Here is a 2,248-nt window from a genome sequence, read left to right as displayed (position 1 = left end):
ATTGGCTGGTAAACACGATCCGACATCAACTAAAGCCACATGGCATCAATAGCGGTTGGCGTGAGATCGTTCGTACCATGAACACCCAAAAAGCGGTGACCACATTGGCGCAAAATCAGCAGGATCAAGTAATCATGATTCGTCGATGCTCTGAGCCAAACCAAAATGTCCGCAAGCTTTACGATGCCCTAAAATACAAATACGCTCCCTTTACAAAGCGAAAATCTGTAGTACACAAATCGGAACTTGAAAATGAACAATTCATTGAAATACAGGCGATGGCTTTGGGATAGCTGCAAAGTGGGTTAATACAGGACATCATCAAGGCAGGTCTGCAAGGTGGCGGGTTTTCGGAATATTGGTTCCCGAAAAAAGGCAGCGACATCCCTCTGCCAAAGCGAAGCTACTCCAAGCTGTTTGAACCCTTTGATTGGGTTATTGGCACGGGTAATTACGTCGACGATATCGACATCGAGATAAAAGCCATTGCCGAACAGCGCCAATCGGATTTCAACAAAATGATGCAAGTCATCCTAATCATCAGCGTGCTGGCACTATTGATCACCATTGCCATTGCATCGTGGATGGGACGAATGATTTCGCGCCCGATTGAAGAACTCACCGAAAAAACTGCCATCATGTCGGAGGGAGACCTGACGGTGTTTATCGATAATGACAGAGAAGACGAAACGGGCATCCTGGCTCGATCGGTCAATAACATGTCAGCAAAAATCAGAACCATCGTCACCGAAATCACCACAGGGGCAGAAAATGTGGTGGCTGCCAGTGGTCAGATGAGCTCCGCAGCGCAACTCATTGCCAGCGGTGCCAGCGAACAGGCAGCCTCGACCGAGGAGATCAGCACTTCGGTGGAGGAAATGGTGTCGACCATCGTTCAAAATTCTGATCATGCACACCAAACTGAAACATTGACCCTTAAAATGGTCACGATGGTTCACGAGCTACAAAAAACCATGCGTGAAACGCTTGAATCGATCACCGAAATAGCCGCAAAAACCAAAATCATCAACAGCATCTCGACACAAACCAACTTACTAGCGCTGAATGCGGCCGTGGAAGCGGCTCGTGCCGGAGATGCCGGCCGAGGATTTGCCGTGGTGGCCGGTGAAGTGCGCAAATTATCGGAGAATACGCAACAGGCAGCGCGAGTGATCGATAAATTATCCAAAACCAGTCTGTCGAATACAGAACAGGCATGGCATTTACTTGAAGTGGTGCTTCCTGAATTTGAACAAACCAATCAACTCATAAAAGAAATCAGCACCTCGAGCAATGAGCAAAAAGTCGGTGCCGAACAGATCAACATGGCTGTACAGCAAATGGTGTCGGTGACCTCTCAAAACTCGGCATCATCAGAAGAACTGGCATCGAGTTCGGAGGAACTGGCCAGCCAGGCCGAAAACCTGAAAGAATTGGTGGCATTCTTTAAAACATAAAGGAAGCAGCTCATCGACATTGTCGTTCTTCATTGAGGATTTGATTAATTTGAGCCACACAAGCCCCGCACACGGTTCCGGCATCGGTTTCGTCCTGTATTTGTTCAAAAGTGGTCAGGTTTTTCTCCCTAATGACGCGCACAATGTCTTCGCGGGTCAACTGCAAGTGTTTGCATACAAAATCGTTAAATGGCATATCGTTGTGATTTATGTTGAAACATGATCATATTCACATTCATGGGTTTATCATGCGAATTTAGAGTAAAAAAAGCAGTGGGATCTTATGGGTGTAAATAAAAACACAGAAAAAACTTTTCCCCTGTGTTTTTATTAGTTAGAAGGATTTATCCACGAATTCCACGAATTCTTTGCTGCGCAAAGCGACTTCGTCGATTAACACGAATTCCACTAATTCCGTGTATTGCTTTTCAATACGTGTAATTCGTGAAGTTTGTTGATCCATTCATTGTCAGAGATTTCATTTCGTGTGCTTCATCACAACATTCGGGTATGGCGTGAACAATCATAATGTGAAGTCGCTCCGAAGAGGATTAAAAAAACCAATATGTGAGGGATTAAAAAAAATGCTTTCGCCCCTTTAGGTCTTTCAATATCGACATCTCTTTCATCGTAGGGAACATCAGAAGAGATGATAACAACGGTTTTATAGCGTTTGTTTAATAAACACGGAGACTCACAGAGTTTTATGTTGATTTATTGAAATAGACACATGGACAATAACAGGCAAGTCGCTGACAAAAAGGTTTGGCCGCATAGCCCCAACGGGGGAG

General features: G+C 45.0%; 2 protein-coding genes and 1 pseudogene. 2 read left to right on the top strand and 1 reads right to left on the bottom strand.

Annotated features, from left to right (window positions below; all coding sequences use genetic code 11):
• Nucleotides 1-293: pseudogene (locus tag LX69_RS11950) on the top strand (IS1634 family transposase); the annotation flags it as partial.
• Entirely contained in the window at nucleotides 294-1,457 is a 1,164-nt protein-coding gene (locus LX69_RS11940; protein ID WP_317046402.1) for a methyl-accepting chemotaxis protein, read from the top strand.
• Nucleotides 1,458-1,467: 10 nt separating this feature from the next.
• Here LX69_RS11940 and LX69_RS11935 read toward each other — a convergent pair whose 3' ends face one another.
• Nucleotides 1,468-1,653, bottom strand: a complete 186-nt coding sequence (locus tag LX69_RS11935) for a (2Fe-2S)-binding protein (RefSeq protein WP_111446285.1) — start codon at nucleotides 1,651-1,653, stop codon at nucleotides 1,468-1,470.
• Between the last annotated feature and the right edge of the window lie 595 nt (nucleotides 1,654-2,248).

This window comes from Breznakibacter xylanolyticus, assembly GCF_003254275.1.
In the GTDB taxonomy this organism is placed as follows: domain Bacteria; phylum Bacteroidota; class Bacteroidia; order Bacteroidales; family Marinilabiliaceae; genus Breznakibacter; species Breznakibacter xylanolyticus.
Note: the sequence above shows the minus strand (reverse complement) of the source record. Positions and strands in the feature narration are given on the sequence as shown.

What these genes read in the sequence shown, in the direction of transcription:
- LX69_RS11935 (WP_111446285.1), bottom strand. Translation starts at nt 1,653, where the DNA reads ATGCCATTTAACGATTTTGTATGCAAACACTTGCAGTTGACCCGCGAA.